Annotated in this window: 28 protein-coding genes and 1 pseudogene; 6 read left to right on the forward strand and 23 right to left on the reverse strand. The window is 42.6% G+C overall.

Annotation, left to right across the window (positions count from 1 at the left end; translation table 11 throughout):
- Positions 1 to 56: 56 nt before the first annotated feature.
- From RS881_RS30580 to RS881_RS30610, 7 genes are all read right to left on the reverse strand, one after another.
- Complete coding sequence (locus RS881_RS30580; RefSeq protein WP_315814211.1) at positions 57 to 449, reverse strand: type II toxin-antitoxin system VapC family toxin; 393 nt, start codon at positions 447 to 449, stop codon at positions 57 to 59.
- A gap of 39 nt (positions 450 to 488) precedes the next feature.
- Positions 489 to 668, reverse strand: coding sequence for a hypothetical protein (locus tag RS881_RS30585; protein WP_315814212.1), 180 nt, complete (start codon positions 666 to 668; stop codon positions 489 to 491).
- Between the two features lie 39 nt (positions 669 to 707).
- A complete protein-coding gene (locus RS881_RS30590; protein WP_315814213.1) occupies positions 708 to 1,586 on the reverse strand; it encodes a tyrosine-type recombinase/integrase in 879 nt (292 codons plus the stop codon).
- Positions 1,573 to 1,797 (reverse strand): tyrosine-type recombinase/integrase, encoded by a 225-nt coding sequence (locus RS881_RS30595; RefSeq protein ID WP_315814214.1) that lies wholly within the window; start codon positions 1,795 to 1,797, stop codon positions 1,573 to 1,575. Before RS881_RS30595 ends, RS881_RS30590 begins: the two co-directional genes overlap by 14 nt.
- Positions 1,798 to 1,814: 17 nt before the next feature.
- The gene (locus RS881_RS30600) at positions 1,815 to 2,549 is read right to left on the reverse strand and encodes a tyrosine-type recombinase/integrase (protein ID WP_315814215.1); all 735 of its coding nucleotides are present in this window, start codon (positions 2,547 to 2,549) and stop codon (positions 1,815 to 1,817) included.
- 46 nt (positions 2,550 to 2,595) lie between these two features.
- Complete coding sequence (locus RS881_RS30605) at positions 2,596 to 3,249, reverse strand: JAB domain-containing protein (protein ID WP_315814216.1); 654 nt, start codon at positions 3,247 to 3,249, stop codon at positions 2,596 to 2,598.
- Positions 3,250 to 3,629: 380 nt separating this feature from the next.
- A complete protein-coding gene (locus RS881_RS30610; RefSeq protein ID WP_315814217.1) occupies positions 3,630 to 4,277 on the reverse strand; it encodes a hypothetical protein in 648 nt (215 codons plus the stop codon).
- Positions 4,278 to 4,438: 161 nt separating this feature from the next.
- On the opposite strand from RS881_RS30610, the gene relB reads away from it, so the two are divergent.
- A complete protein-coding gene (relB, locus tag RS881_RS30615) occupies positions 4,439 to 4,657 on the forward strand; it encodes a type II toxin-antitoxin system RelB family anti-toxin (protein ID WP_315814218.1) in 219 nt (72 codons plus the stop codon).
- Between the two features lie 564 nt (positions 4,658 to 5,221).
- Here relB and RS881_RS30620 read toward each other — a convergent pair.
- The 6 genes from RS881_RS30620 to RS881_RS30645 form a co-directional block, all read right to left on the reverse strand.
- Entirely contained in the window at positions 5,222 to 5,410 is a 189-nt protein-coding gene (locus RS881_RS30620; RefSeq protein ID WP_315814219.1) for a hypothetical protein, read from the reverse strand.
- A 526-nt stretch (positions 5,411 to 5,936) separates the two neighbouring features.
- Positions 5,937 to 6,776 (reverse strand): HEPN domain-containing protein, encoded by an 840-nt coding sequence (locus RS881_RS30625; protein WP_315814220.1) that lies wholly within the window; start codon positions 6,774 to 6,776, stop codon positions 5,937 to 5,939.
- Positions 6,751 to 7,095: a hypothetical protein gene (locus tag RS881_RS30630; protein ID WP_315814221.1), complete on the reverse strand. Its 345-nt coding sequence runs from the start codon at positions 7,093 to 7,095 to the stop codon at positions 6,751 to 6,753. Before RS881_RS30630 ends, RS881_RS30625 begins: the two co-directional genes overlap by 26 nt.
- Before the next feature lie 123 nt (positions 7,096 to 7,218).
- On the reverse strand, positions 7,219 to 8,226 hold the full coding sequence (locus RS881_RS30635) for a DUF3871 family protein (RefSeq protein ID WP_315814222.1): 1,008 nt from the start codon (positions 8,224 to 8,226) through the stop codon (positions 7,219 to 7,221).
- Positions 8,207 to 8,332 carry a hypothetical protein gene (locus RS881_RS30640; RefSeq protein WP_315814223.1) on the reverse strand — a complete coding sequence of 42 codons (126 nt, stop codon included), beginning with the start codon at positions 8,330 to 8,332 and terminating at the stop codon, positions 8,207 to 8,209. Before RS881_RS30640 ends, RS881_RS30635 begins: the two co-directional genes overlap by 20 nt.
- 68 nt (positions 8,333 to 8,400) lie before the next feature.
- Complete coding sequence (locus tag RS881_RS30645) at positions 8,401 to 9,129, reverse strand: AAA family ATPase (RefSeq protein WP_315814224.1); 729 nt, start codon at positions 9,127 to 9,129, stop codon at positions 8,401 to 8,403.
- A gap of 29 nt (positions 9,130 to 9,158) precedes the next feature.
- Here RS881_RS30645 and RS881_RS30650 point away from each other — a divergent pair, with 29 nt between their 5' ends.
- Complete coding sequence (locus tag RS881_RS30650) at positions 9,159 to 9,443, forward strand: hypothetical protein (protein ID WP_315814225.1); 285 nt, start codon at positions 9,159 to 9,161, stop codon at positions 9,441 to 9,443.
- Here the strand turns inward: RS881_RS30650 and RS881_RS30655 are convergent.
- Positions 9,444 to 10,541, reverse strand: a pseudogene (locus RS881_RS30655) (IS630 family transposase). It lies immediately after the preceding gene.
- A 256-nt stretch (positions 10,542 to 10,797) separates the two neighbouring features.
- Here RS881_RS30655 and RS881_RS30660 point away from each other — a divergent pair.
- Together RS881_RS30660 and RS881_RS30665 are read left to right on the forward strand one after the other, a co-directional pair.
- On the forward strand, positions 10,798 to 11,148 hold the full coding sequence (locus tag RS881_RS30660; RefSeq protein ID WP_315814226.1) for a DUF6617 family protein: 351 nt from the start codon (positions 10,798 to 10,800) through the stop codon (positions 11,146 to 11,148).
- A 301-nt stretch (positions 11,149 to 11,449) separates the two neighbouring features.
- Positions 11,450 to 13,123 carry a hypothetical protein gene (locus RS881_RS30665; protein WP_315814227.1) on the forward strand — a complete coding sequence of 558 codons (1,674 nt, stop codon included), beginning with the start codon at positions 11,450 to 11,452 and terminating at the stop codon, positions 13,121 to 13,123.
- 176 nt (positions 13,124 to 13,299) lie between these two features.
- Here the strand turns inward: RS881_RS30665 and RS881_RS30670 are convergent, their stop codons facing one another.
- The 8 genes from RS881_RS30670 to RS881_RS30705 all read right to left on the reverse strand — a co-directional run bounded on the left by RS881_RS30670 (position 13,300) and on the right by RS881_RS30705 (position 18,604).
- Complete coding sequence (locus RS881_RS30670) at positions 13,300 to 14,454, reverse strand: MTBMA_p00010-related P-loop-containing protein (protein ID WP_315814228.1); 1,155 nt, start codon at positions 14,452 to 14,454, stop codon at positions 13,300 to 13,302.
- Positions 14,454 to 14,585, reverse strand: a complete 132-nt coding sequence (locus RS881_RS30675) for a hypothetical protein (RefSeq protein WP_315814229.1) — start codon at positions 14,583 to 14,585, stop codon at positions 14,454 to 14,456. The genes RS881_RS30670 and RS881_RS30675 overlap by 1 nt, the downstream gene beginning before the upstream one ends.
- Positions 14,582 to 14,905, reverse strand: coding sequence for a hypothetical protein (locus RS881_RS30680; RefSeq protein WP_315814230.1), 324 nt, complete (start codon positions 14,903 to 14,905; stop codon positions 14,582 to 14,584). Before RS881_RS30680 ends, RS881_RS30675 begins: the two co-directional genes overlap by 4 nt.
- Positions 14,906 to 15,065: 160 nt before the next feature.
- Positions 15,066 to 15,434, reverse strand: coding sequence for a hypothetical protein (locus tag RS881_RS30685; protein ID WP_315814231.1), 369 nt, complete (start codon positions 15,432 to 15,434; stop codon positions 15,066 to 15,068).
- A 19-nt stretch (positions 15,435 to 15,453) separates the two neighbouring features.
- Complete coding sequence (locus tag RS881_RS30690) at positions 15,454 to 16,314, reverse strand: DUF8616 domain-containing protein (protein WP_315814232.1); 861 nt, start codon at positions 16,312 to 16,314, stop codon at positions 15,454 to 15,456.
- Entirely contained in the window at positions 16,311 to 17,384 is a 1,074-nt protein-coding gene (locus RS881_RS30695) for a hypothetical protein (RefSeq protein WP_315814233.1), read from the reverse strand. Before RS881_RS30695 ends, RS881_RS30690 begins: the two co-directional genes overlap by 4 nt.
- Before the next feature lie 64 nt (positions 17,385 to 17,448).
- Positions 17,449 to 17,658, reverse strand: coding sequence for a hypothetical protein (locus tag RS881_RS30700; protein ID WP_315814234.1), 210 nt, complete (start codon positions 17,656 to 17,658; stop codon positions 17,449 to 17,451).
- 37 nt (positions 17,659 to 17,695) lie between these two features.
- Positions 17,696 to 18,604 carry a hypothetical protein gene (locus RS881_RS30705; RefSeq protein ID WP_315814235.1) on the reverse strand — a complete coding sequence of 303 codons (909 nt, stop codon included), beginning with the start codon at positions 18,602 to 18,604 and terminating at the stop codon, positions 17,696 to 17,698.
- Positions 18,605 to 19,887: 1,283 nt separating this feature from the next.
- On the opposite strand from RS881_RS30705, the gene RS881_RS30710 reads away from it, so the two are divergent.
- Together RS881_RS30710 and RS881_RS30715 are read left to right on the forward strand one after the other, a co-directional pair.
- A complete protein-coding gene (locus RS881_RS30710; protein ID WP_315814236.1) occupies positions 19,888 to 20,052 on the forward strand; it encodes a hypothetical protein in 165 nt (54 codons plus the stop codon).
- Between the two features lie 37 nt (positions 20,053 to 20,089).
- Positions 20,090 to 21,412, forward strand: a complete 1,323-nt coding sequence (locus RS881_RS30715; RefSeq protein WP_315814237.1) for a hypothetical protein — start codon at positions 20,090 to 20,092, stop codon at positions 21,410 to 21,412.
- A 503-nt stretch (positions 21,413 to 21,915) separates the two neighbouring features.
- Here RS881_RS30715 and RS881_RS30720 read toward each other — a convergent pair.
- Positions 21,916 to 22,293, reverse strand: a complete 378-nt coding sequence (locus RS881_RS30720; RefSeq protein ID WP_315814238.1) for a hypothetical protein — start codon at positions 22,291 to 22,293, stop codon at positions 21,916 to 21,918.
- Positions 22,294 to 22,393 lie beyond the last annotated feature (100 nt).

Below are 22,393 nucleotides of genomic sequence, written 5' to 3' on the forward strand. Positions count from 1 at the left end.
ATTATACAATTTAAAAAAGTAAATACTGTGGCAAGCAAGATGAATTGAATGAGAGGCTACCAGGATTTCACCTTTAGATTACTTATCTCATTGAAGTGCTTATCTCTTGTTATAAGAGTAAGGTCATGTTGAATTGCAGAAGCTGCTATCCAAACATCATTAATAGGTAATGGCTTACCTTTCTTATACAAAGCTGCTATTGTTTCACCATAGTGAATGGCAGTTTCACTATCTATATTAATCACTGTACATAACTTCAAAAAGTCATTAACTTTTTTCAGGTGCTTTGCTTTATTAGTCACACGATTTACACCTATGTATAGCTCCCCTAAAACAATTGAGGAAATATAAAATTCAGAGAGTTTACTGATCTTATCTGCGACATCCTTATTCCCGTCAAAAACTTCAATTACAATATTAGTATCCAGTAGTAAGTTATTTCCAGTCATCAGGATTAATTGTTTCGGAGGTTTCTGCAATAGCCTTTCTCATATCATTGGCTTCTTTTTAGTAAGGATACCGACAAAGTCATAGATACTTGGCTTCTTTTCCTTTTCTGCCTTTTTCTTTGACCTTTTTATTACAGTTTCCAACTCAATCAGAATAGCTTCATTGGTCACTTTGAGGACTTCTTCAATTAAATGTATTTTTCGAGCTTCACTATACATAACTCATAGGTTTATTGACAAATTTACAAATTTTAATCATTATCCAAAAGGATGGTGTTTTGTAAGGGCATCCTGTAAATCCTCCACCTCCTGGGCGGCATATTTCTCTGTACTGGAAATATACTTATGCCCTGCCATATACTGTACCTGTCTTTTGGGGTGGATTTTGAGCCAATTCAGGATCACAGAACCCCGAATATGCAGGGCATTTGTCACAATGGGGTTTAGACCCTGTATTTCCTGCATTAGACGCAGAACATGGCTTCGGACACTGCCAGGTATCAACTCCTCTCCTTTGGGCTTTAAATGTCTTCTTATGACGCTTAAATACCGATGCAGGGGTATCACCTGCTTTTGGGATAGCTCCAATTGCCTGCTGCTACCCTGATTGGTGGAAGGAATGTAAACAGTACCGGCATTCAGGTCTACATGGCCCACCTCCATTTTCTGAAGTTCCCCACTGTGTACCCCCTGAAATACCAATAAACCCAGTATTACAATGTTCCTGCCATGTGCCTGATCTGCCTGCTGTTGATGGTTGGCAACCTTCTTTAACTGGCAATATTGCTGGTACAGGGTATCCAATTCGACCCTATTCAAAGGGTTCCTGATCACCTTTTGTAGCTCTCCCTTAACCCGGAGGTTCTTTGCAGGGTTCTTTTCCAGTTCTCCCTGCACCTTCAGGTATTCCAGGTATTTGTTGATGCTGGCTAGCCGCAGGTTAATGGTTTCAACACGGATGCCCTTTCCTTTCTCCTGTTGTATGTAAACCAACAGATCATTATACCTGATTTCAGCTATCCCTATATGCTGCTGTTCTGTAGCCCAGGTTATAAACCGGTTCACATTCAGCAGGTGTTCATCAATGGTTCTCGGGGTATGCCTCTTAGCTTGCAGGTATTGTTTAAAGTGATCCATCCTTTTGGTTTTTAAGTTCATGAGCCAGATGTACATAGATCTGTGTGGAATCCAGACTACTATGCCCCAGGAAACGGGCTATTTCTTCTATGGGCATACCATTCAGGAATAAATGGGTGGCAATGCTATGTCTCAAAGTATGCAGGCCAAACTGCTTCTCAATGCCTGCCTTTTCTTTTAGGTATTCCAGCCTTTGGTAAAACCTTTTCATCCTTCCCCCATGCTGACCTATAAAAAGGCCCCGGTATCCGGAGCCTCTTTCTTCTTTGCGTATTTACGGGTGTAATCTCTGGCATAATGCTGGTGCAGGAACCAGTCCCCACCCTCTTCTAAATACTTTCGTATATCTTCCGCATGTTTGGCTGCAATAGGCACATGGCGTTGTTTATTACCCTTTCCCTTCCTTACAAAGAGTAGCCTCTTTTGCAGGTCTATATCAACAATGTTTAACTGTGTGCCCTCCATCTTTCTCAACCCACAACCATAAAACACAGCAATAATAGCCCTGTCCCGCTGTCCCATAGCTACACTATTTTCTCTATGAGGCATAAAGGTGGCTTCATACAGGTCTTTTATCTCCTGTACAGTCAAGACTGTAGGAATGGCTATATCATTTTCTGCTCTTTCCGGTATATAATCCAGCACATATTTGCCACTGCCGTTTAAATACCGGGCAAAGCTGTTGATGGCATTGATGATGGTATTGATACTGCTGCTGCTCAATGCCCCTGGTCTTACTGTATTTTGCCGGTATTTGATATGATACACGAAATCCTGTAGGTGGTAACTACTCACCAATGTTATATGCAGGATGTTCTTACCTTCCAGATAATGCAGCAGTTCCTTTACATGAGCAGGCCAGTTGTTTAATGTGGGATCAGCATAGCCTATGGTCTGTAACCATTCCTGATATGATTGTAAAAGGTATTCATAATAGGTGGTTTGAAGGGATAGTGTTTTCATGGTGTTTTTTTAACTTGTGTAAGCTGAACAACTGATCTGGTCTGCCCTACATTAATCCTTCATCAGCAAAGGAATAGTAGCCATCATTGGTAACAACAATATGATCAAGTACTCTGATGTCAAGCAGGCTCCCTGCCTGTTGCATTTTATGTGTTAAATGCTCATCAGCTTTGCTGCTACTTAATTGCCCTGATGGATGGTTATGGGCAAGTATGATGGCACAGGCATTAGCTTTAATTGCAGCAGCAAAAATCAATCTGGGGTCGGCTATTGTACTGGTAACCCCACCTGTTGATAATTCATATAGCCCCAATACATGATTTGACCTGTTGAGCAGTAATACCTTGAACTCCTCCTGCAATTCAATCTTCTTTTTGTTCCATGATTGATACAGAAGCCTGTAGGCAGCATCGGAGGTTTTTATTTGAGGTCTTTCAGAATACCTTACCTGATTAATATAGGAAAGTTCTATTAGCGGAACTGTAAACTGCTTACATGGCAGTAACTGCTGTTCCATACTACTTGTGCTTAAAGTAGGAGTTTCAAGGCCAATATTGCTAACAATACCTTTATTGATTTTAGTCGTTCTTTTCATTGTACTTGATTTTCTTTTATCTGATAAAAGGGTATAAAAAAAGCTGCCCGGTAATGGACAGCTTACATGAATAGAATAGGTTGCTTTTATTTTTCTTCTTTTCAATCTTCAATAAAAGAATAGTACTGTTATCGTATCTGAAATAACCCACTGGGTTTTGGAATAAAATAACGGATATACCGGGTTATAAACAATGACAATAACCACATACATAAAACTAAACTTCGTAAACTTAGGGGCAAAGTTTATATCTTCTATCAACAAGCTCCTGTTGGTAATCCTAAGCATTTGCTCCCTGTCATTTAAGTAGCTTATGATAGCAGTGAAACAAGCTGCTACTTTCAGCAGGATAAAATATAACCTGTCTGGCTTACTTAAATCTTCATTGAAAAATATATGACATTATATGCCAGGGCTATGCTTACTATTACCCTAAGCACCATCGAAATCTCAGGAGGAAAGGTCATATGACTATAGTTTAAGGGTTATTTTTCCTGAAATCCTTTCTGTATCTTATCATAGTCTCTATCAATGCTGATCTTAATTTGTTGCATAGCCATGTTGTAAGCTTCTATATTGGCCTTTCTACCTACTGAAGCCTGCACCATGTAAGGTGCATCTCCTTTTGTATAGCCATGATAAGCGGCCACATTCACTTTGGCTTTCCCTATAGCTTCATACCTTGCTATTAGCCTGCCGCCCTTATTATGTATTTCTACCTGCAATTCAAGTTCCTGTGTGACCGTATTCATGGGCATACCAAAAGCCCAGGCTATACCTGCTGTGAAAATGGCTGGCACCAAGTAACCCCATCCTCCCTCTTTGGTTTTAGAGAAGGTTATTTTTAACCTGATGTTTCCATAGGTTTCCGATGCAGGGGTACAAATATTATTCTGCACATCTCGTTCAAATAGGGTAGCTATATCCTGTATCCTTTTATCAGGGAAGGAAATACTGGTCCCAGCAAAGGCGCCTATTGTGACATACTTAGATGTGGTAGCCACTCCTGCTCCCTGACTTAAAGAGGAACCTTTGGTGTAAGCATTTTCTACTGACGGCAAATCAATTTGAGGAATTAAGGAAGCTATTTTACGCTGATTGCTATTGACAGGCTTTAAATCTGATACCTGCAATGTTTTGCAGGAAGCTGCAATAACCAAACTACAGATTAACACAGTATCCCAGTTTTTCGTTTTTTCATACTCAAATGATTCAAGGGTTAAATAATGATGTTGTTTATGATAACCTCCAAAGTACGGCTTTTTTGGAATTTGGTTGTCATAAATGATAACCTATGACAGAAAAGGTGTACCTGAAGAAACTGGGGCTTAAGATTAAGCAGTTAAGGACTGAAAAGGACATATCCCAGTTTGACCTGGGTGTGGAGATCAACGTAGAGAAGTCCAATATTTCCCGTATGGAATCAGGCAGGGTAAATCCCCGGATTTATACCCTGTACAAAGTGGCTAAGGCCCTTGATATTACCCTTGCTGAATTGGTAGAAATTGAATAAAAGAGCCTGATTGAAAGAATTGGCTATTTAGTATAAGCTGTAAGACTTCATGGTGCATTTAAATTTATTGCAGGTTCAAGTAAGGAATTAACTGGTCTGTGTATTCACATCAGGTTAACCTGTAACTTATCCAGTTGCCCATCCTGTCACTTCAAACTAAAAATATACCTGATAAGCGTATTCCTTGAACTATTTCAGGTTAATCTGTAATAAGTTTCAGTTCTACTTAAACAACAGCCTGTTTTAAGTACACCAGTCACTTACAATTTACTTCAAGAAAAAGCTATATCCGGGGAGGATTTCAATAATAACAATAACCGGCAATGGCAATCTTTTTCATTGATTATAATTAAGACCGATAATCAGAAAAAGAAAGCTGTCCAAAATATATCGTAGTCCTGTATAGGGATTCCGATAAAAGCTGGACAGCCTTCATTCCTCCTACTCATTAAACTGCTGCTGGCCTGTGCACACCATTGCTGGAATGGTTATACAGCTTGGTAAAATCAACAGCAGGCTGTACTTCTTCCTGCTCCTGGTACGCATACCGATGGGTAAGCATGATCACTTCCCTGTTTCCGGGATGGTGTACTCATAGGGTTCTGTTTCTACCTTCTGAATACTACCCGGTAATTGAGTGCCTACCAATGACTGGCAGGTCACTTCATCAAAAGTGGTGGGCAAAGAGGCTTTCTTAGCTGTCAGGTAGCTACCCCCATTGGCTGATCTGACCAGTTCCACCCCACCTTGCAAGATGAGGGCAAAAAGGTCTTTCCTTCCAAACTCTCACGGAGTTTGTAATCTGTTACAGTAACCATACAATTTTGGTTTTAAGGTGAATGAATCGGGTATTACCCTACATGGCAACCCATAGATTAGTGGGGGTGGATAGGGGCATATGGCCCTGTGAAAAAGAGGGAGCAGGCAGGTGGGAAGTGCTAAGGTGCTGGTGACCCTCCTGTTTCTGAAGATCAACGTAACCAAAGCTCCTGCTTTCTGATAGTGTAAAATCTATGCTTATAATTATAGCCCTGAAATTGGCAGCTCCTATTAAAACATGCCGGGGAGTTTCCCTTGATAAAAGTAGCCGGGGTGCTGATGAGGGTGGTCAGTGTGTATGATTTTTGGGTAAAAAATTTTATTAAAAAAAAACACCCTGTTCAGGTGGACAACTATCAGAATTAGATAGCTAATAAAACCAATCATTGTTTATCTGACAAGCAACAAAAGAAAACAGACCACATCAGCCTGTTTTCTTTTGACACTATCAACTCACTCGTTATTCAATAACTCCCCCATCCAAATCCTGGAACACTTTCAGGAGTCGCTGAACACGTTTTAGCAGTTCTGCAAAATCCTGTTCCTTCACAACAAAACCATTCTCATACCTGCCCTGTATATATGCCTTTTGGAGCAGCTTAAACAGTGATCTGTCTTTGTCATTGTTCAGGTTAAATACCTGAAGCTCATCCCCACAAAAAGGCACTGCATATCGCATTAGAATATTTAGGTTGTGGGTACTGGCTTTGAAACCTGTCTTTAACCTGATAGCTGTCATGAATGCCAGTTCTGTAGCCTGATGCAGCAGGAAGGTTGCCATACCATATTGTTTTCGTTTACTGTACATCTCCACCCCTGCCATACATTCAGTAGCCCTGTTAAGCCATACCATGCACTCCCTGCTTATTTTATCTTGCAGCACTTGCTGGTTACACATGCCAGGTTCAGCCAGTGGTACTTTGCCGGCATCGTAGATCAGGCAGTTATTGGCGTAGACTGTATGAGCCAGTAAATGGCCTTTCTGTAGCCATTTGTTGAATACCGGCAGGTGAATGATCATGGCAGTTATAGCCGTGTGTGACCTACAGGCAGATTCTACCATATTTTGAAGTTCATCTATAACCTGTCTGTCATCTGCATTGATCAAAATAAGCAACTGGTATTCTTTTACTGTAAGTGCAGGTTGCCTATTACCCCGGAAGATGTTTTCTGACAGGGTATGATCAGCAGTAGCACCCAACAGGAATATCTTTTCCGGGTGGATGGCTTCAGTAATGCAGTCTATCACTTTACTTAGCTGTTTTGTGTTGTACTTATTGATCAGGTAGGTTGTCTTCATGGGTGTTATCGGGTTTTTGCTTCTTTTTGCCGGTAGTAAATTGCCGGTATTGTTCATCTCTGTTGATTTCTTTCAGGTATTTAGCTTCCAGCAAGGCCATTAGCTCACCTATGAAAAAGGCTATATTGCTCCTGTCCAAAGGATCACTGAAATTGCTGTGGCCTGAACACAGGCAGGTTTCCAGGCATTGGGCCAGTAATTCTCTTACATCTCCCAAGTGATAGGAATACTTAAACTCATTCCACAAGGTCTTGAACTCCTGTTTTTCCTTGGGGTATAATAATAATAGTACGGGGAGGTATTCTTTTTCTTCTTCCATGATGATTGTTTTTTGATGCTGTTACAATGAGGCATAAAAATCTATGGCTGGCAATTGATTTACCAGCTACCAGCCATAGCAGGGATTTGACTTCAAATAAAAGAGGGATATTACGATAGCCTGTTAATGCAGGAACCAATGAGGGGTTTTGCTGTCCAGTGCATTTCTTATTCCTTCTGTGAAATTATATACACTGATTGACCTGTCCAGAAAGGTGTCTATATAGCTGCTTTTGTTGCTACCGGTAAACAGGTTGTATAACCTCCACAGGCTAATATCTCCATTGTCCAGTTTGCAAAAAGAACCATCCCTGTAATAGTCTTTGACAACAGTACTGATCTGGGTATCACTTAACAGTAAAGGTGTAATGACTGATTTCAGAACAGGTGGCAAATGGTGATACATCCTGCTTCTGCCAATAAGCAGGGCAAATTGCTGCTCTGTTAAGGCATAGTTAGTCAGGCTCTTCAAAGCACTGATGTGTTGGGTAGCATTGTAGTTTTCTACCAGTGCCCTGATGCAGGCTTTAAGCTGGTTGATATTACTTACCCGTACATCACTCGTATAACCATCACTCCACACTTTCAGGTTCATACATACCCTGTTCTGGAATCCGATAAACAACTTAAAATGCTCATCACTGCCTTTCCTGCCATAAAGGTTATCCATATTGTAGGCTTTGATACCTCCAATGGTTAGGGATAAGGTGTTGCCTTCGATGGTATCCCATATTCCCGGCACTTCAATAATAAAAGCCATTCTTTCATAGTATAAGGTCTTTTCCCACTCCTGAAGATCAATAGCAGGCTTGTTTCTGGCTTCCGGTATTCTGCCCTTGACTGGATGGCTAACCCGGATGCAGGGGCTTAGGATAGTTTCACCCCGGTAAACTTCCGAAATAACCTGCACCGTAGTATCTATGAAATCACCATGTGAGATCAAAGGCTCATTATCCTTGATAAATACCGGTATGATATGGTTATGGGTGATCTCCTGTAAGTTGGCAGCTTCTGTATTTGCCTGGATAAAGGGTTTGTCTGTGGATAGGTCTTGTACAGGAGTTTCAAACGAATCTACTACTATGCTTGTAATTCCATTGGATTGGGCTGGTTTAACCGGTAACAGTTCCATTGGTCATGGTTTTGAGGTGTTGGGAAATATGGTTTGATTGATTAGGGGCCTTGGTCAATAGTTCCTGCCTCTTCTTTGTGAAGGCATTGGAATGCTCTTGTTGCACCTGTGGAAGTTGGGATTTATACAGGGCTAACAGTTGCTCAACAGTGTTACAGGTTACAATCTGATCTTTTAGGGTAGTTTGATCAGGAGGAATATTTTGATTTGAAGGCACAGGGGTTCACTGCCTTCATTGCACCAGTTCAGGATGGCTTTACCTGTGTCTGGTGTTATCTGAAACTCCGGCTTACCAGTAAATAAACATGTCCTGTCTTTGGAAGCCCTGGCAAGGTGTTTATCATTGATGAGCTCTAAGGCAATGGTCATTTCATATTCATAACCATCCCTTATTTCATCATCCAGACCAGCTTTTTCCACTTTAGTTTTATTGCCTTCTGTGATCATGTTATAGCCTTGCTTCTTTCGGTTAGTGGTAATAACATGGCATTTTGATTGCAGGATGGCTGTAAGCCACTTTTGATACAAAGGAGTGGCCTTGGCCCAGTCCTGGTACCTGCCACCCAGTGAGTTTTGGTACTCCAATAGCCCTCCCTGCCCTTTCCAGACATGGGTAATGGAATCAATGATGATCACTTCCATGCCTGCATCCTCACAAATCCTGATGGCCTGTATGTACCTGTCAGGACTGTAAGGAGGGCCTAGTGAGAGTGTCTTAAAATCTCCCAGGTGGGAATACAGGGAGGCGGAATCATTTTCGGTATCAATGACCCCAATTTTCTGCCAGTTGTCGGTTATACCATAGGCAATAAGCAATGCTCCATAGGTCTTACCAAAGCCTGATGGGGAGGCAATGTTTAACCGTAGCTTTACTCTTTTTCTTGCTGCTTTTTGTAGTTGCATGTATTTTGATTTTATTTGATTAAAAATGAATGGCTGACAACTCAATCAATCCCCTTGCTGAATATGAGAACCTTATCCAGAATGGTGGAATTGAAAGGCTTTATGACAGGTTTTTAACTGATAGGGATTTTCTGGCTGGCAGCTTTACTACTGATGCAAATGATACCTTTGCCTTCCCGGAGCAAGATGAGTTTGGGGAATGGTACTTTACTACTGAATCATTTCAAGACAGGGTAAATGTTGCTTTCAAAAATGCTTACAGAAGTTCAACCCATGCTTTAAGTAATCAATTAGCTAGTGTAGTGACAAATTAATTATGAAACGTAGTGTTTAGAAAGTTTTTTATCTGCGTCCTGCTGTGTAAACTTCCATTCGATGTCACATTTATTACGATTGCGCTTTTGCTCCAGGCGTGGATGTCAGTGATCAATTTTTTCTTTGATTCTATCCTGCCGCCGGTACACTGCCTATCCATAATATTGATTTCAATTTCTGCCATATTCAGCCAACTTGCATGTTTCGGGGTGTAAATAAATCTTATTCGCTTCAGTATCCGGGAAGCTTTTTGATGCCCCATTGTTTCATAAAAGGAACGTTCAAAATGTGTATTTAAGTTGTCCACGACTAACTGTATGTAATCGGCTTTTGGAAAATGGTTGTTCAGCAGTTCTTCAACGAAGCAGGCAAAGTCCGCCTTTGTTCTTGTATCTGTTACCTTCACGATACGCTTTCCGGCTTTGGGTACAACTGCAACGAATATGTTACAGGTTCCTTTTCGCTTGTATTCGTAATCATACTTTTCCGGATTTCCGGGTTTGGCCGCTATCGGTGAACGGCTGTCCATTAATAACTGTTTACTTTTTTCATCCAGGCAGATCACCGGGTGTTTATCGTCATATGGCTGCTTGTAAAGATCCAGGAGCCGGTACATTCGTTTACGATATTCCGGGGTTATCTCCTGAATGCACCACATCTTCCTTAACCAAGGCTTACATTCATTTTTTTAACACCAGCCGCACACTTTCGCGGCTGATCTGTTCAAAACCGGGTTTGGACCGGATCACTTCTGTGAGTAAACGTATTGTCCAACGCTTTCTGCCTGCAGGGCACGGACCACAGGCTAATGAGGCCAATTCAGCTTCATGATCGCTTGTATACTTCACCGGCTGACCTGTACGACTTTCTTCCTCAATGGCCGCCTCTATCCCTTGTTCCAGATAACGATTCTTTGTGCGCCAGACCGTGATACGGTCGACTCCCAGGAACTCCTCTATCTCTGACGCCTTCTTCCCTTTGTGAAGAAGCAATAGCACATTAATGCGGTTATATCTGCGCAACCCCAAATCCTTACCTTGCTTTTTAGACTCTAGAAAGGATAGTTCTTTCCGGTTAAGCTTTAAGGATAATGCCATATTAGTGTCGATTTAGAGCACTAATATACAAAATGTTTCATAATTAATTTGTCATTACACTAGTATTCTATCAAGTGTAGACCTAAAAGCCAAAATAATAGCTTACCTGGATTCCCTCCATTTTCTTTATCAGCAAATACCGAAGATCAATACTTACAGGGCTGAAGCAGTAGTTGCCAAATGGCTGTTGAACTTAATTCTATTCCTACGCGATAAATACCCTTCATTAAGTATATCTCATAGTGTATTTAATCTGTTGTCCAATCTTAAAGAAGATGAAGCCGGGGATGGCTTGTTTGACTTTAAAGGAAAACGCAATGGTTTGAAAACCCTATTTAAGTTATTGTGTGAGCTTAAATTATTCAATGAGGACGAAACTAATGTTGATGATTTTATAAAAGTATTCACAACATCTACTCCAAGTGCATTAAACATTAAATTACAATTTGCCTGTACTTTAGAAAAGGCTGCTTATATATTGAAATATCTACAACCTTACTTTTATAACCTAAATGATAAAACCATTGAACTCTCTAACTCGTTCAAGAATAAACAGGGAGGGGGTATAACCCTGGGGGGCTTTACAGAAGGCAAGAAGCCTGTTTAAAAATGATCTCTCCAAAGAGGATGAAAAGACCGAAATAGAAAATTCTCTTGTCAATTTTAGGATTACAAAAAGGTAAGACCAACCTTACCTTTTCTTCTTACTGCTTCTCTTACCTTCTTACCTGTAAGGGCATTAGCTCTGTTTACTTTTGTTGCACCGGAAAGTAATCAGAGCTGCGCAGCTCATTTTTAATTTTTAACAATTATCAAATGAGCAAGAACAAAGCCCCCGAAAGGCAACATCCTATCCTGTTTATATCCCTGCCAATCTTGACCTGGGTATACTATTGCAACAATATCCAATGGATGAGCCTGGTGTCCAGGATAAATTAGCCTATCTGCTGCATATCATCCATGCTGTACCAGCCTTTAGAAAAGATGAAGACATCAATGAAACGGGTGGCTATACTATCCTCAAAAGTACCTATATCCAGAATAGGGTGCATGAGTATGTAATGCTCATGGGCTGGTTAACGGAAAGAGGTATCCTGGAGATTAACGGTCACTATATAAAAGGGAAAAGATCAATGGGGTATAGGTTTGCCCCAGCTTATAGAACTGAACTAACAGAATACCGTATTACTTCCTGGCCTTTGATAAAAAGCATCCTACTGGGCAAAAAGAGATCAAAGATAGAACAACCTGTATTAAATCCTGAAGACCTGTATGGAGTTTCTCCTGTTGATCTTCAAAAGGCCAATATGGGCTATTCAGCATTGGCAAAAAAAAGACTTCAGTACCTGAAGAAATGGTTTAGTAATAAACTGAACATTGATACAGATTTGGCTGAACAATATTTAAGATCAGTATTAAACCAGGAGCAGCAAGATAAAACCATTCTCCAACCCATGCACAATTTTAACTGCCGGAAAATGGTATTGGATGCAGTGGTCAATCATAAGGATATGCTTTTCTATGTAGATGATACAGCAGGCAGGCTACACACTCCATTAACCAACTTAAAATCCGAACTAAAAGCCTTTATTAACTATGATGGTAAGCCTATAGTTGCTGCTGACATTAAGAACTCACAGCCCCTTTTAACCCTTGTTTTCATGGATGAGCACCTGTTTCATAAAAACAGGATGCTGGAAAGGATAGGTTTGTATAATGACAGGTTTAGGATTATTGGAGGGTTTGCAAGGAATAATTCTCCCTCTCTCTGTTCTACGTTAGTAAATTTTATGCGTATTCAGGCACAAGATGTTGATTTATATAAAAATCTGGTGCTTTCCGGTGAGCTATATGAGTACTTTGGGAGGCTTCTGCTAGGCAATGGGATCGCCCAGGGATTGGGAGATATTGGACTTAGAAAATACGCCAAAGGGCAAATTTTCCGGGCTTTCTTTGACAGGAACCAGGCCATCAACGGGAAAGACAGCCAGGCATTGAGGCTATTCCGGCAGCATTTCCCTACTGTCTATGAGGTATTCCGGCTTATAAAAATGGGTAAGCACAATACCCTGGCTTGCTCCTTACAGAACCTGGAAGCCGAAATTGTGTTGCATAAGGCTTGTGGGGAGTTGTTTGCCATCAACCCTGAAGTGCCACTCTTTACTATCCATGATTCCATTGCATCAACTATTGAGCACTATGGGCTGGTAGAGCAGGTATTGAAAAAGCATTTATCAGAAGTCTTGGGAAGTGATGTCAAGATCAAAAGAGAACCCTGGGATGAATCCCTCCTGATAAAGCCTGCTTCAGAGCCTACCCAACCAACTCCTGAAATACAAAGCCTGTCCAATATTGGCTATGGTTATGCTGATGATACCGGTATCACCAAACCCTATACCCACTCTGTTTCTGTTGTTGCCAGGAAACTTAACATCGGTTCCAGAACCCTCTTTAAAGGGCTACGGAAATTAAACGTGCTTTATCACAATGATTACCGGCAAAATATACCATTTGATGAGTTTGTAGATAGTGGTTATTTCATCGTCATAAAAATCAGGATGACTTTATTAATATGGCAGTAACCAGGATCACTCCTGCCGGGATCAGCTTTATACAATCCCTGGTATTGGATTTCCCGAACTTGTTTCCACCCCGCAAAATAAAAGGTAAAAGGAATAATGATAAGCCAGGAGGGAGTTGATATTTCTCCTTATCTGTTCTACGTTAGTAAAATCACCCTCATATACCTCCCGGTGAGCTAATGAGCCGATAGCCTCTTTCTCTTTACTGCCTTAGGTTTCACCGGCTCAATACCCTGTTGAGCCAATGATGAGCCAGTGAGCCGGTGTTTGGCTTTTAAATCTTCCAGTACCTTGTCAAGGATGGAGGTAATATGGGCCTGTAGTTGCTGATAATCCCCCTGATGTGCCACGGTGTAAGAAAAGCTCTTATTATCCTCCCCGTAGGTCTTTTGCAGGTATCCGGCATTTAACAGGGTAAGATGATGCCGTTTTACAGTACTTAACGGAATATGCAGCCCTTTGCTGGCCTGCCTGTTGGTAAAGGTAGGGGTTTCTGCCCCTGCCAGCCAGCTTTTCAGTTCCTCAAAGTAGCTCCTACAAGCTCCTGACAGATCATCACTTTTCCGTAGCAGTATCTCACTCATCAATTGATTGGCTTCCTGTATATCTTCTAATGTGGTTTCAATATACAGTTCCCCGGTGTGTTGATCTGTCTTTTGCTCACGCTGGAATTGATGATAAAACGTCACCACCTCTATGAAAGCCAGATAGTGAGCATTAGTCCTGCGGGGTTTGAATACACTCACCGGCAACTGCAAATCTTCTGCATGGGGATTCCTTACTGCCACAGGCTGTAAAACCCGTTGTACATCCTGCAAGAACTGCTTTACCTGATTCTCCTGCATGGTATTGATCTTTCCAGCACTCTTTTTACGCTGGTAGTCCATGATCCGGCTATCCTGCTCTTTGGTTTCATCCAGATAGATCAGGAAGCTCCTGTTGGCATTATCCTCATAAACTGATTCTTTGGTGGTACAGCCTGCTACACATACAGGGCCTTCTACCCTCAATGTAGTGGTTTGTGTTTCTCCATTGGAAGACTTGAACACCACGGTTTTATTGATCACCTTTTTACTTTGTAATTCTCTCAATGGATATAATACCTCCTGTGCGCCATCCAAATCCTCTATCAGTATCAATTTGTGCTTTAGTTCCTGCTTACCGAAATAGTAAAAGGCATTTTCACTCAAAGCTGTGATCTCAATTTTGTCCTCCGGTGGCATCAGTTCTCCCACCTTCTCCTGCAAATGGCTTTTACCTGTTCTACTGCTTCCAAGACTGATAATGTGTAAAGGTTGCTCCCTTTTCCGGCTGGTGAATACCAAAAACATCAGAAGCCTGTTTTTTCTTCCCCTATTACTCCACTCTGTCCAATCAGGTCATTGGTTCTTTTGAGTAATCCCGGCTGCTGTAAGAAATTCTCCACTTCTCTCCTTCTCTCCGGCTTCATAGGTTCCTTCACTTCCGTTTTAACCTGCTTTTAAGCTCACCAAGCCGGTAGTTTTCCAAAACAGTGATGAGTGCTGCAAACACCTCTGCCATGTAAGCAGTGCCCAAAGAAAACCTTTCTGCGCATTTTCTGATCAGTTTATCCAAAGCAGTATCATTGTACAAGTCCAGGTTATGTCTTACTGCCAGTTGCTTCCATTCAATCTTCAAGGTTACCCGCATCCTGTCCAGCCCTTCTATCTTTAGACCTCCCAGTATGCCAATTTGCAATTGTTCATACTGCCATGTAAAATATTCAGGATTCTCTGTATTGAGTTCAATATTGTTTGACATGGTTACAGTTTTAAATGAAAAAGGAAACATGGCTGCTTCCCTTGAATTGGTATAACACAAAAAAGGACTGGCAAAACGCCAATCCTTTAGATATTTTAAATTTACGCAGGTGACAAGTTGGACACTGTCCTATCTGTTTCTATTTGGATCATAAATGCTTTTATAGAACCTTTGCGCCTCCACTATTTTCTCTTCTCCTACTTTTTTGGGGATCAAACTTATTATACTTCATATCAGCAATAAATTCTACTGGCAACAAGGAGGTATAATTTTTAGAGAGATAATGCACGAGATAACTTGGCCAAATCCATTTTCCATCAGTATAAAATATAAGGGGTACAATTGAATTACCCATAGCATCTTGAACATAATGCAGAAAAGATATTACAATTGTTCCATTTTCAAGATATGAAACAATTGCTTCATAGTTTTCGATTTTCGATTTATTGGGGGCATTAAAATCACTTAAAGCCTGCCCTATCTTAACTAATCCAGATTCATGCTCTTTTAGTATTCCAACAAATTTCATAATATTATAAATTTAAGACCTATTTAAATAACAACATTCTTCCTATTTCATGTGCTTGAGTGGGTTCTATGTAGAATTGTTGACCATAATTTACCATAAAACTACCTTTTCCAAAAATAGATAAAGCACCTGTTGGAGCCATAACGGGAGCATTAGCTAATTTTGACAATTGAACAGCACCTCCACCGGGAACAGATCCTGAATAACAAGACATTAAGCGGATTTTTGTTCCTTGTTGATACCCGTTAGCCAACATCATGTTATATAATTGATTAGGAGTAACGAGCTGTTTATTCACAGTAAAAGCTAAGCCATCTTCTGTTCCGTGAACCACTACATCATACCAGCCTTTTTTCGGAGTAAGGTTTGCCATATTTGAAGTAATAGCAGCATCATCACCGAACCCTGCAAGCCTCATTGATTGAGCACCTGCCAAACGAAATCCTCCATATGCACCCAACCCACTCTGCACCAATACAGGCAATAAAAACTCGCCTGCTTCAATACTCAATGCTTTGGCACGCCATCCTGCTGCTCTTGGATTTCTGGCTACCATGTAGTCATAAAACCCTTTGTCCAAATTCATGAACTTACCAACAGTTTCCCAATCTTTATTATTCCTTGATTCTGTGATTAAACCATCAAAATATATATTCCTACCCTTAGTAACCCCTTTAGCACTTTTAGAATCCTCAGGATTAAGCGTTGTTGTGGTTGTAGTCGTGGAGGCATTCCCATCTATTATCCTCGTAACAGTATTAGTGTAAACAAAAATATCTGGCCCTTTTGCAGGAACTACGCTAATTGAGAATGTAGCAGTTGCGTCTGGCCTTATCCCTCCAGCGCCACTAAATGTACTTCTGCTGGAAGTAGCAATCATTGAAGTCTTAGTAAATTTAACTGTATCTGCCCCATTGGGGTCTGAAAAGAGAATTGATTTCCACCATAAGCCTCATATGGGCTATGTTTATATACTGGGTCAATGTTCCACCTTCTTCCAATCCTCGGATCATACTCCCAAAACTCCGCAGTATAACTATTCCCCAATCCTTTAACCTCATTACTCATTTCCTGCCCATTAAACCCAAACTTATACTTAGCTGAACTTCCAACCGTCCTGCTCAACATCCCAAAGGGATAATAATCATTGGCAGCCAGCATTTCCGGTTCATAATAATTGACCACGGGGATGGTAAATCCTCCTGGCAATGTCAAAGAGCCATTCGAATATACACCTATTTTCCGGTCGCTGATGACGGTGAGCACATTGCCCAGGTGGTTGCTCAGCTCATACTGCCGGTTGCCCCGGTATTGGGTGGTGCCCCGGTAATCCGGGTTGATCCAGGGGCCACTATTGGTTTGGGCATTGTCTACAATACTGTTCTGCGGGAACAAACTACCCAGCCGGCTGCTGCCATACAACTGTACGTCGGCCTGCGTCAGGTACAGGCTATCCAGGTTCCCTCCTGCCGTATCCGTATTAGTGGTCGTGTAGGTGCTCAATAAATTACCCTGCGCATCCCGTACATACCAGCTATACTTCAATTCCCACCGGCTACTGTCTTTGTTATAATCCTTCCATACCTTACTAATGCGGTTGCCCTGCGCATCATACGTATACCGCGTGCGCGTAGTGGTCACCTGGTCGTATTGCGTGGCATTCCGGTTGATCTCCGTGATCTTTCCATACACATTCCACTTGATGCTCGTGATCTTTTCCGCCTTATCGGCTACCAGGTTGCCAATGGAATCATAGATATAGTTGCTGGTGTCTGCCTGGTTGTCTATATCATAAATAGCATCATAAATACCCGACCCATATTTGGTGGCGGCAATTTTATCATTTACCTGCCGTAGTTGATTGGTACCGGGATAGTATTGATACGTCAGGTCATCCATTTTCCGACCCCCGCCAATCGCATTACCGGTCATAGGTTTGAATATTGCCATTGGCATCATACCCTATTCTCCTGGAAGGTGATGTCCTTATTCCAGTGGTTATAGCTGTTTGCCTTCAGGTTAAAGTTGAAGTAATTGTCCTGCCCTTCACCAGCCTGTTCAACTGGTCATAGCGGTAGTTGTAGAAGATCGGCACATGGTTCTGGGCTTCAAACATGCGGATGTTGTGGCCATGCTGCTGATATTGCCATTGTACAGCGGGCGGTACACACTGGTCTGGCAATCCTACACCACCGGTGGGGCGATAATTGGCAAAGGGCGTCACCCCGCATTGATGGGCTTGTAGTCTCCGTGGAAATAATTCAGGTTAAAGCCCAGCGCATCGCGCCCACATACTGGTTGATGCTCCCTGCTTTGCCATCACCCCCTATATCATGCGTAGCCGTAGCCCCCGTACTGTTCATGCCTTTCAGCCAGCCTTGCAGCGTATAGGCATAATCAATACCCTGTACCTGTTGCTGACCGATCGTGGTGCGTGCCAGCGGCCCATGCAGGTAATATTCATATTTGGCTTCCTTTTCCCAGGTATAGCCATCCAGGCTGGTCTGCACTTCCGTCAGCCTGTTCTCTGCATCATAAAAATACCGGTGCGTAAACTGGTCGCTGTACTGCGGCTGGTATTTTACTTTGTTCACCTTCCCGCTGATCAGGTCATATTCATACACCACCTTTTTCCAGCGGTTGGCATTTTTGTTCATCAGGTTGGCCCGGCTGTCCGACCGGCCATAGTCCTGCAGCAAAGTGTCTACATTGCCATGGATATCATAACTGTAAAAGCTGGCATGGTTAAAGGAACTGGTAACGCCCGGCGTATCGGTATACGTTACATAGCTCACCCGGTTGCGCACATGGGCCTGGGCAACGACCAGGTTGGGTTCAATACCCGTAAAATTATAAGCGGTATCGTATACCGTGGCCGTTACCTGTTCGCGGTTGCCCAGCAGGCCGGTATGCCAGCTGTTCAGGGCGGTAGCATTGCGGGTAAAGGTATCGTTGATCACCGTATTCTGGTTGTCCTTCACCTGGCCCACCTCGCCAATACGGCCCAGCCAGTCATATTGGGTATAGCTGAAATAGTTGTTGTTGCTGCTGCTCATCGCCAGCTGGCGGGCATTGCGGCTCAGGGCCAGGCGGCCCAGCCGGTCGTACCAGAATTCGGTTTTACCACCATCGGGGCTTTTTTGGGCCACCATCCCGCTGAGGCGGGACAAGCCTGCTTCCGTAAGCAGTTAAGCATTTTTAGGTAGCCATCTGCAGTGCTGCTATTCAGCCGCCGTTGTGTCACTCCCTTGTACGTCCGGTTCATTATTCATCTGTATGTCAAAGAGCGTTTGCAAATATACAACTGTACTGCGCTGTTAGTGTGTGAGACAATTAAAACAATTCACTTTATTATCAACATGCTGTCAATAAAAATAACGTCAACATTTATTAAGTACAACCACCTGTACTGAGTATCCAGGCAGTCCTTCTGCAGCATGCCTCATCGCCGGCCAGCCCCGCTGCCCTGTTCATTCCGCTGCTGCACCTGGCCACCATTCCTTGCCTATTCAGCAGCAAAAAGGCTGCGCAGCAAAATTAGGGCGGCATCCTTGCCTGCAGAGGCTGCCAAAAGGTACGGCATAAAGCCCCTGTGCTAATCTTCTGCGTTATATCCTGCACCAGCTTTACCGGGTAATTCATCGACAACAATCCACCCATTTATTCCGCGTTCCTTTTGGCTTTGCGCCCATGCCGCCCTGCTTGCTGCCTTGCAGCTTATGCTGCTTATTTTTTACTTAACTGTATCGTCTATGCAAGTTTATTTAGTTGCCAGTTCCAGTTGCTGCCTCGTCGGTATTGAGCAGTGCCGCGCTTACATCGTCTTTCCCGCTCAGCAGGCCGCCTTTCTCCGGCAGTTTGCCGGTTGCATCCTATTGGCGGGCTGTTGCTTCAGTAGTTTGCCTCCTGTCACTATCTATGTGTACAATAAGGGCTCTTAGCCCTTGTTGATCTCTCCTGTTTTGAAGTGAACTTGAAAAACTGCCGGAGCATAAATTAATGGCAGGGCATCCCTTGCCATATCTGGCCACAAGCAGTCAGCTGTAGTCATCTTAGCCGGTAATGGTCAAAAGCGCATATGTATACCCAGAATAATAACCCGATGAAGTAAATTTGTGTTGACAATAAGGGAGGCTGTAGGGTAGCTGAAGGGTAGTCCTAGGGTAGTCGAAGGGTAGTAATAGGGTACAAATAGCGTTGATTGATACAACAGCCTTTTTTGCTATAAATGGCAGGGTAGGTTACGCCTGTAACCTCATTGTTGTTTACAATATGCATTATCTATACATTTGCACCCTCATACAAAAGAATATGAACTTTGCCGACTTTGTAAGATCCTGCCCAAACAAAAAGACAGTGCTACCAACAACTTCATTGCCTTTGTAAAAAAAAGGATGCAAGTTTCCCTACCACCAGCGAACCCTCCAAACTGGCTATTTACCTTTATCAACAATTGAATATTTCACAAACCACCGCTTTTCAAAAGCTGCTGCTATTCTATGCCAGCATGCCCTTTAATCAGCTTCCCGCCAAATGCCAGGACCATGACATGATGCTGATGGCCCTCAACATTATCGTGGGCCTTCAAAACTTTGATGCAGATTATCCTTACAACTAATCTTTATAGCTGGTTGTCCTTCCGTCAACCCGTTTTTTTGATCAAAACATCACTTGTTTCCTGCACCATGCCCTTATCAGTTGCTCCCTGGCCTGTAAAACCTAAACGTTCTTACCATCCTTATATCCTGTTGGGCTTTTATCTGGGCATCCTGCCCGATCATTTACTTCAACAGATCCCCTGCTCTACCCGGCACGACTGGAAACAACGCCATGCGGCCGTCTTATTTGGTTACGAGTGGTACCTGCAGCATCAGCCCTCTTTTACCGTCATGCAGCAGGTGTTCAATAACAGCAGGTTGCTGAAGATCAACCGGGCCCTGCTCAGGATTATAGCCCTTAGCCGGTTTATGGATCGCTACCAGGTGCGGATAAAAGATAAGATAGGATCGGCCAATGCAGTTGTACTGGATAATATCGCCAAGGTTGCAAAAGTGCTTTCAGTAGCCACCACCCTAAGGTATCTTCAACTGCCTGCTGGCCGCTACCGCAGGATGCAGCAAACTAACCGGTGCAGTCAATCTCTTTTCAGCCAGTGCCGCAGCAGGCATCCTGCACAGCTTCTGCATAAAGAAGTAGCAGCTATTAAGGAGTATTGCAGCGATCAGCAATGGCAATCCTGGCCCTTATCAAGCGTGTACCACCAGATGATCCGTGATCGTGCTGCCGTGTGCACCATTGCCACCTTCTACAAGTATGTTCGTCTGATGGCTCTGCAAAGGAAACGAGCTGCTCACCGGCGTAAACATCACCAGGTGGGTATCCGTGCTGCTGGACCGCTGCAGATTTTGCACGTCGATGTTACGGTGTTCAGAACAATGGACAATGTCAGGAACTATATTTATCTCGTGGTTGATAACTATTCAAGAGCCATATTGGCCTGGGAGGTCGCGCTCGAATGCAATGCCCGGTATGTGTTCCGGAACCTGCAAAAGGTGATCCGTGAGCACCTGCAGCCCGCTGGCATCAGTACCTGCCAACTGATCAGCGATGACGGGTCTGAAAACTATGGCCCCGTCAAGTCGCTCGTTAACCAGCCTGGTCAACCTCACATCAGGCACCTGATCGCTCAATGCGATATTGCGTTTTCCAATTCCATGAGCGAGTCGGTCAATAAACAAGCGAAATACCATTATCTTTACCACCATCCTATAGCCGATCACGCAGCATTGCGGCGGCACATGCCACTATTCGTGGAAGCATACGCCAACCGGCCATTAGCAGCCTTAAAAGGCCTCACCTCCACAGAAGTCCTCGGTGGCCAGCGCTATGACCGTGACGGCTATCGACAACAAATAGCCACCGCCAGGGCAAACCGAATCGCGACCAACAAGAAGGCCACTTGTTGCTATAGCTTTTGATAAGCTGACTTTTTACAGGCTGCTGAATCAAACCAGCTATTCTCACCCCCCTGCACTATCAGAGGATGTTCAACCCTTACAGTTTATCCTCTTCAATACTTACCTGCTTTGCACCGCCAATAAAAAATGACCGACACAAAAAGCTTTATTCACGCTTTGTGCCGGTCATTGTCTTTGTAAGGGGTTCACCTCTTAAGTGTTCCCTGCCGGTAAATCTTATTTTTCCGCTTTCCGGATATCCGGATCGCTAATCGTCAACATGGTGTGAAGGTTGCAGGGTTCACCTCTTAAGTGTTCCCTGCCGGTAAATCTTATTTTTCCGCTTTCCGGATATCCGGATCGCTAATCGTCAACACGTTGTGAAGGTTGCCCGGAATAAAAAAGCCGCTCACATTTTGCAAGCGGCTGAATAATTTTTGGTTTGTATTTTTTTGCTTTCTTGTTTCAACCCAGACGAAGGAACGAAACAGAATACCAACGACAGCAAAACAATTTTTAATGTCTTATTGGTATAACTTCAACAGAAACTTTACTTTTGGTCTTAAAAAAGCACTTCGCTTAATAGAAAGTAATACTTCTTGACATAACTTATAATCAGAATTATTGGTACAACTTATTTCACTTAAACTTCCGTCTTTAGCTACGATAAATTTTGCCTCAACAATATATTTCCCTTTTTTAGTGCTTCTGCAAAGTTTGGTAGATTTATTTAGCTGGGCTTCAATATGTCGCAAAAATGTTGAGTCTAAATCAGTACAAGTATCTTTAAAGGCTGCTTTAGTGTATATTTTGCTGGGCTTTCTTTCTTTGGTAATTTCTATGATAACTTGATTACAATTAGTCTGTCCAAAGCTCTTAGCGATAAATAATAGATGTAACAAAAGCAACCTAAAGCATTTCATATTTTAAAATATTTCAGTTTTTGTAGTTTATTAAACGAACAAAATATTTGCTGTTACTCCTGTATAAACCATTTTTCAC

Source organism: Paraflavitalea speifideaquila, assembly GCF_032395985.1.
GTDB lineage: Bacteria > Bacteroidota > Bacteroidia > Chitinophagales > Chitinophagaceae > Paraflavitalea > Paraflavitalea speifideaquila.